Origin of the sequence: uncultured Shewanella sp. (assembly GCF_947501665.1) — a bacterium.
Classification (GTDB): domain Bacteria; phylum Pseudomonadota; class Gammaproteobacteria; order Enterobacterales; family Shewanellaceae; genus Shewanella.
The window spans coordinates 1-8,639 of the sequence record NZ_CANMWS010000055.1; the positions used below are offsets into that span (position 1 = coordinate 1).

The window sequence follows — 8,639 nt, forward strand, 5'->3', positions numbered from 1 at the left end:
GAGGTAAGTACAGCGCAAGATTTGGCGTATGTGATTTATACGTCTGGGACGACTGGGCAGCCTAAAGGGGTGATGATCACACACTCTAATGTAGTAAATATGGCAACTTTTCAGATCGCTATTTTCGGGGGCGAAGAAAGCAGCCGATATTGTTTTTATATGAATTATGTATTTGATGCGAGCGTAACAGAAATATTCGCTTCGCTGCTCGGTGGCTCAAGTCTTTATGTTTACGATGGAGAACATGAAGAAATTGTAGACTTCATTTCTGAGAATAATATTACACATCAGTGTTTACCTCCCGCAATAGTCAAACAGTTAGAAAATGAAATTCGTCAATCTCGATTGAAAGTACTGTATGGGGGGGGTGAGCCTTTACTCTTGACAGGGTCGAGATTTCCATTTGACTTTTATTTGCAATATGGCCCCACAGAAGCAACTGTACTTGCGAGTAATCATTTATATCAATTTGATAACGATGTAAACAAACTTGGTTCTGCGATAAATAATGTGGACTTATATGTTTTAGATGCTAGCAATAACCTTGTTCCTATTGGTACTCCAGGTGAGCTATTCATAGGTGGTGAAGGCGTTGCAAGGGGGTACCTAAATTTACCTAAACTGACTCAGGAAAGGTTTGTTCTTAATCATTTATCTAAACGTGACAGTGAAATAAGCTCTTTAAACTTATATAAGACGGGAGATATTGTTCGTAGGTTGAAAGACGGAACATTAGAATATCTTGGACGAGAAGACTGCCAGGTAAAGATTAGAGGCTATAGAATAGAGCTAGGTGAAATAGAAAATGTACTGTCGGAGCATGTTGAGTTAAAACAGTCTGTCGTTATTGCAAGGGAAAATAATGGGGCTAAGTATTTATCAGCATATCTTGTTCCAAGGAAAAATCTTTCGGAGGTCGACGAAGAAACCGGGCGACAGTTGATCGAGTCGGCTAGGAAATCAATGAATGAAAGACTCCCTAGCTATATGATACCAACAACATTTAACTTGATTGACTCGTTACCGTTGAATTGTAATGGAAAGCTAGATCATGAAAGGCTTCCTGCACCAACGCTAGTCGATATTAATGAGTGTATTGACCCTACAACAGAAATAGAGAAGACGTTGTGCCAAATATGGAGTGAGGTTTTAGGTCTTGATAAGGTAGGAGTTGAAGATAATTTCTTCCGTATTGGTGGTGATTCAATTATCTGTATCCAGTTAGTTTCCCGACTCCGTCGTCAAGGTTTTTCGATTCGAGCTAAGGATATTTTTGACTCGCCGACAATAACTCAGCTGATCCCAGTGTTGGAGAGTGATAAGGAAAGCTCGATTAAAACCGAAGAAGGTGAACTAGTTGGCCGGTTTGGTCTATTGCCAATCCAGAAATGGTTCTTTGATAACCAATTCAAGGAGCAAAATCACTTTAATCAGTCGTTCACCACAAAAATACCGTCGGAAATTTCAGACACCCGCCTTGAGTCTGCGTTGAGAATGTTAACAGAACATCATGATATGTTGACGGCGACATATGCAAAAGATGATCAATGGTGTCAGTCTTACAACCCTACAAAATCTATATCAGTATCACTTAGTGTTCTGGATATGGAAGAGTATAATCCTAATTCTATCTCAGACATCTTGTCAGAGGCTCATACTACACTTGACTTCGTAAATGGTCCTCTGTGGAAAACGGTTCGCATAAAAAATACGAGTGATGGATTAGATAGGTTGATATTCATATTTCATCACCTAATTATCGATGCTGTATCGTGGCGAATAATTGTAGAAGATATCCAACATATTATATCCGGTAGTCCCCTTTCTCCTAAAACTAGTAGTTACAGACAGTGGGTTAATACGGTTGAACAATACGCACAGAAAAATACTAGGCAAGTAGATTATTGGCGTAATGTAGAGAATGACTTCTATCAATATCCAGAATGTGATGTGCTTAGTATTAATAAAATAGAGTTAACAGAATTTGAAACAGACCGTTTGTTAAGAGATGCACCAAGTGGTTACCACACGGAAGTCAACGATCTCCTGTTATCGGCATTCAGCATCTCATTATCACAGGTATTTAATAACGATAGAAATGTCATTACCTTGGAGGGGCATGGTCGGGAAGTTATTGATGACAATATCGATGTGACTAAAACTGTTGGCTGGTTTACTACATTATACCCAGTGTGCCTTAGGGCATCAGATGATATTGAAGATGTCATTGTTACTACGAAAGAAATGCTTCGTTCAGTGATTGACAAAGGCATTGGCTTTGGGGCACTAATTGACAGTGGCTCTCTTGATATTAATCTTCCGCCCATAAGTTTTAATTATTTAGGTCAGTTTGATACAGGTCATTCGAGTGAGTGCTGGGTGATTTCAGATGAGGATACAGGGACATGGGTTTCAGAAGCCAATAACGATGGGCTACTTATAAACGTTAATAGCTATGTTCAGAATGGAAAGTTAGTCATTAAGATAGCATCTCGTTTAAGTGAACATAATACTATCACTTTGATAAAGGCGCTTAAATCATCTATTAACCGTGTGGTTGATGCTGCTTGCGCACAATCGGCTCTAGGGAGTATGTATACTCCTTCAGATTTATCATTACCTGACCAACAGTTCAGGCGGTTGAAAGACATCCAGTCTAGATACAATGTCGAACAGATTTTTCCAGCCACCAGTCTCCAGCAGGGCTTCGTTTTTCATGATTTAGCATACCCACAAGATGATGCTTACCGAGGGCAAGTCATCTTAAATTATGGCCATGCTTTAAACGTTGATCTTTACAAGCGTGCGTGGGAAATTGCCGCGTACAAATGGCCCGTCCTTCGGATGGCTTTTGATAGTGATGGAGAGCCACTACAAATTATTGTGTCGGGAAACCCGATTACAAATGATCATTTTATTGAGTATGATTTCAGTCACCTTCCTTACTCAGAATCTAAGAAAAAAGTACTCGATATACAGAAGTACGATAGAGAAGAACCTTTTAACTTAGGTATTCCTGGTTTAATTAGGGTTAAAGTAATTAAATTATCACATAATAAATACACAGTAATAAGAAACGAACACCATGCTGTCAGTGATGGTTGGAGTGGGCCTATTATGTGGGAGTTTATTCACAATACATATATAGCGTTATGTAACGGCCAGGACGTCCCATTAGAATCAGAGCGTACGTATTTACAGGCACAATCGTACTATCTTAAAAATAAAGATATAACTGAGGAGTACTGGGAAGGGCAAAAATCCAATTGGAATGGGGCAACTGATATTCGTTTCATGTTGGATAATCCAGTGGATTTATCAACGAGGCGTACGGTCCCGACAGAAGGTAGAATAACTTTTGACATTGATGGTGAAGGTTTCACCCGATTAAAGCAAAAATGTCATGTTTTAGGAATAACACTAAATGTCGCTTTTCAGTTTGCATGGCACAAACTTTTGCAAGTTTATAGCAATAGCGAACAAACGATTGTTGGAACAACTGTATCAGGAAGGGATCTTCCTATTGAAGATATAGAGGACAGTGTAGGCCTTTATATTAACACGCTCCCGTTGGCCGTTAACTGGGAAGAGGTTTCTTGTGCTGATATTTTGAAGCAAATACAAGGGAGTATATCTTCCCTTAACAGTTATTGTGGTGTTTCTTTGTCGTCGTTGCAGGAGCGCGGTGAGAGGTTATTCCAAAGTTTGTTCGTTTTCGAAAACTATCCAAAGTCTCTGGACGAGATAGTGCAGCCTTTGGCTACGTTGTCTGATTGTGTAGAGAAAAATGATTACCCTATTAGCCTGATTGTATATGATAAAATTGACTCTATTACAGTTAGATTTAACTATGACTCTGACCTTATGAGCAAAGGAAAGGCAGTCTGTCTAACTGAGCAAATAGGAAATGTTATCAACCTCTTGGCTGAAAACCCTGATAGGGTTCATACAGAGATTGATGTATTGACTGATAAGCAACGCCATTCAATATTATCTATCTGGAATGACACAAAGGTGAATTTCCAAAGCGATAAAACATTACATCAGATATTCGAGTTACAAGCTGCTAGAACACCGGATAGTGTTGCATTAGTTTTTGAAGGGAAAAAGGTTACATACAGTGAATTAAATGCAAAGTCTAATCAGTTAGCTAATTACATTCGTTCTGAATACCAACGTGAATTTGGCTGCGAGCTAGAGACAGGGACATCTATAGCCCTATATCTGGATCGGTCAATTGAAATGCTCGTTAGTGTCCTGGCAGTATTAAAGTCAGGTTGCGCGTATGTTCCTATATCACCTGATTTTCCTAAAAACCGTACTAGGTTTATATTAGAGGATACAAAATCTCCTATCCTATTGACTCAAAGAAATTATGAGAAACAACTCATTAAGCTATTAGGAGATAGCCAAGTTTCGGTCATAAGTGCTGACAACGTAATCAGGGATAGTGAGCTTCCAGAAGGTAACTTACCAAGCTTCTCCTCACCAACAGACCTAGCGTACATTATATATACATCAGGGACTACCGGAAAACCAAAGGGAGTAATGATAGAGCATCGTTCTATAGTTAATCGAATTGAATGGATGCAGACATACTACCCTATAGCAGAAGATGATGTGGTGTTACAAAAGACACCATATATTTTCGATGTATCTGTATGGGAGTTACTATGGGCAAACCAATATGGAGCGACTACTGTAATATCCTCTCCAGGAGATCACAAAAACCCCGAAAACCTTTACTCTCTGATGTATAAAGAAAAGGTAACAGTTTGTCACTTCGTTCCGTCAATGGTGGACGCATTTAATGGCTACCTGCAAGACTCCGGGTTTAGTATTCCGGAGAGCATCAAGTATATGTTTTTTAGCGGTGAAGCGTTAGGAAGCCACACAGTTCAGAATGTGCCAATCCAAAAGGGGCACGGAGCCAAGTTAATAAATCTATACGGTCCAACAGAAGCCGCAGTAGATGTCACACATTTTAACTGTTTTAATTCAAAGGACTCACTTACTCCTCCACCTTTGGGTAAGGCGGTAGCCAACACTCAATTATATATTCTCAATGAGCACATGAAACCCGTGCCGGTAGGAGCTCCGGGGGAGCTTTACATCGGAGGTGTTCAAGTCGCTCGAGGTTATTTGAATCGACCTGATTTAACGAGAGAGCGTTTCCTTCGTAACCCTTTTGTGTCCCAAGCAAATAAGGATCTATTGTACAAAACAGGGGATCTTGTTCGCTGGCTGTCGGATGGGAATATTGAATATCTCGGACGTAATGATTTTCAGGTGAAAATTAATGGTCATCGTATCGAGCTTGGAGAGATAGAAAACACACTTATAACTCATCATGGAGTAAGGCAATGTTGTGTTTATCCTGAAGACATTTCCAATAGCACTCAGCTTGTAGCCTGGTACGTACGAGAAAGTACTTCAAAGTCTGAAGATGAAACTATTGGAATATGGGAGTCGCTATACAATGAATCTTATCGTCAAAGCGATGGTGAATCAGAAAAATTTGATATCACAACTTGGAACAGTTCGTATACCTTAAATCCTATACCCCCTAAGGAAATGAAGGAATGGCAAGATAATACGATTACTCGAATTCGGGATTTAAATCCGAAAAGTATATTGGAAATTGGTTGTGGAACCGGTTTGATCTTGCACCCATTGATTGATGAATGTGATAATTACATCGCGACAGACTTATCTTATGAAGTTATAGAACAGCTAAAGAAACGTGTCGCTGATTTAGATAGTTATAAAAATGCTTCTTTCATAAACTGCCGTGCTGATGAGGTAGGAAACTTTAAATCAAATTCGGATTTAGACACAGTAATACTTAATTCAGTTTGCCAGTATTTCCCAAATATCGATTACTTTAAGAAAGTTATTCTATCTAGTGTCGATCTGCTTGGACAATCAGGTACTATATTTATTGGTGATGTAAGAGACTATGCTCTTATTGAAGCTTTTCACCTATCAGTTCTGAAGTACCAGAGTAATGGGTCATCAAAAGAAGAATTAGTAGAAAAAGCTAGAGCTGCGGCAAGAAGAGATAAGGAACTTCTTATTTCTCCCGAATACTTTTCGTTTTTGAAGAAAAAATGTGATCGTATAAGTCGGGTGCAAATCCTTCCTAAACGTGGTCAGTACCATAATGAGATGAATAGGTTTCGTTATGATGTGATTATACATGTGGGAAATAAGTGTACTTCCGATGAAAATCCCTTTGTGTTACCAGAATGGAAAAGACAGAAGTGGTCGAAAGGAATGTCTTTGGACTTGTTACTTTCTTCTGGTTTCAACAACATTTGTTTAGACGGTTATCCTGACAAACGAGTTTCGTATGAATTTAATTTATTACTTGGTGATAAGTTAGATCTTCAGTCTATAAAGACTGTTGATGAGTTATACGACTTGGCTGTTTTAAATGGATATTTCCTGTCGATACACAAGTCAACGGAAAGCGCCGTATCAGACAGATTACATTTGCTTTTTACCAAAAGTAAGAAGACTTTTGATACAGCGGAGATTAGCACTAGTTTAAGATCTGAAAGTAAACTTTCTAATACACCATATGTAGGCACAAGCCAATATGAGACTGAATTAAGGTCATTCCTACAAGGCATTCTCCCTGACTATATTGTCCCATCGTTGTTCGTCGAGGTCGATGAATTTCCGTTAACCATTAACGGGAAGCTCGACAGGAAATCACTGCCAAAGCCTAATTTAATAGAGTCTAATAATTATGTCCCACCCAGAAATTATATAGAAGAAGAGCTGTGTGATATTTGGGCTTCTATTCTAGGACTAGAAAGTGTTGGGATCGATGATAACTTTTTTAGAATCGGTGGGGATTCTATTTCAGCTATTAAGTTGGGAGCTCAGGTTAAAAAACGTTTAAATAGGGAGCTCCCATTGTCACTCTTATATGGTAATCCTAGGATTTCAGATGTTTCTGATTGCCTAAAACCCATTGAGGTTGTGAATATTACTAGAGTTGAAAGTATCGAGCCGGACGACGATGTAGAAGAGTTTACGTTTTAGTTCTGGGTATCATAGTTATGATGAATATAATTTATAAAGTATATAAAAACGATGCCGCTGTTTGGGTGTTGGGTGACGATTTGAAAGCAGCTTTCTCTAAGAATGATGCTACTGGTAGCTTGAAAATCTTGATTAGAGAAAATATTTCTTTGGTCAAGGAGTTTTTAAGGGAAAATAAAGTGGAGAGTAGGAAGGATTTTCTACTTTATTGTAGAAAAGTTTTTTCGCAATGTTCGTTTGCGCAAGAAAGGTTATGGTTTATAGAACGCTATGAACAAGGAACCGATAGCTACCATATCCCTTATATTGCTACCCTAAAAGATGATACTGATGAAGGAGCTTTAGTCCGCGCGATTACCAAGATCATAGCTCGCCATCCAGTGTTAAATAGCACGTACCATCAAACGGATGAAGGGGACTGCTACACTCAGCTGCGCTCAGAAGGCATTATTGTTGATCACCAAATCCTAGGTGATAGAAAGCATCTAATGGAATGCCTAAAGAACGACGTGAAGCACCCGTTTGATCTTTCGTTTGAAGCCCCGTTCCGTATGTGCCGATATGATTGCGACGGTGAACGTTTTCTTTTATTGCTTTGGCATCATATTGCATTCGATGGTTGGTCTTCAGACGTATTTGTGCGTGAACTCTCTGAGTTATATCAAGCTGAAATAGAGCAGCGCCCAGCTCAACTACCTGAGCTATCGATTAGCTATAGTGATTATGCCCAATGGCAGCGAGATCACCTGACTGGAGAGGTGCTTGATGAGCAACTTCAATATTGGCGGGAACAATTATCAGGTTATGAACCATTGGGGTTACTGACAGACTACCCAAGGCCTGCGCAAGTGAGTTATGTGGGGGAAGATATTGACTTCGTGCTTAATGCCGAGCTGTCTCAAGCCTTACGGGAATCCGCTAAACAAAGAGACACCACGCTTTATTCATTGCTCTTAAGTGGCTTTTACTTGTTACTGAGCCGAGTCGCGAATCAACAGGATATCGTGATTGGAACGCCATCGGATAACCGTCATTATACGCATACGCACGATTTAATTGGTTTTTTTGTTAATTCTTTGGCACTACGAACCCGAGTAGCGCCAGAGCAAGATATCGATTCATTTGTCGAGCAAGTCCACCAAGTAGTAATGGATGCCAAAGTGCATCAGGAGTTGCCATTTGAAAAGCTGATCAGTGAACTGGATATTGAGAGAGATCCATCACGGCACCCATTATTTCAAGTGATGTTTGGAGTGCATCGCTTTGGCAATAACCCAGTAGAAGGTGAGTTTCCACTCGTTTCTCAAGATATGGAGAAGCTTGGTTACACCCCTGCTAAGTTTGATATCAGCTTATTGTTGGATGCCGGCCAAGCGAGTATTCACGGTAAATGGAACTTTGCCAACGCTCTGTATGATAACGAGACCATCGTCCACTATCAGGAGATGTATATCCGGGTCTTATCGTGGTTGGTTAATAGCTCAGGACAAACAATTAAACAGGTTGATGTCCTGTCTAACGCAGAGAAAGAGAAGCTTTTATATCAGTGGAATGACACCAATTCAGCGTACCCACAAGAGAAGACA

2 protein-coding genes are annotated in these 8,639 nt (G+C 39.7%); both read left to right on the forward strand.

Features of this window, described 5'->3' with window-relative positions; all coding sequences use genetic code 11:
• Positions 1-21: 21 nt before the first annotated feature.
• A complete protein-coding gene (locus Q0976_RS23705; RefSeq protein ID WP_299497293.1) occupies positions 22-7,053 on the forward strand; it encodes a non-ribosomal peptide synthetase in 7,032 nt (2,343 codons plus the stop codon).
• A gap of 17 nt (positions 7,054-7,070) precedes the next feature.
• Positions 7,071-8,639: condensation domain-containing protein (locus Q0976_RS23710; protein ID WP_299497295.1), on the forward strand; the 1,569-nt coding region annotated here is incomplete at its 3' end.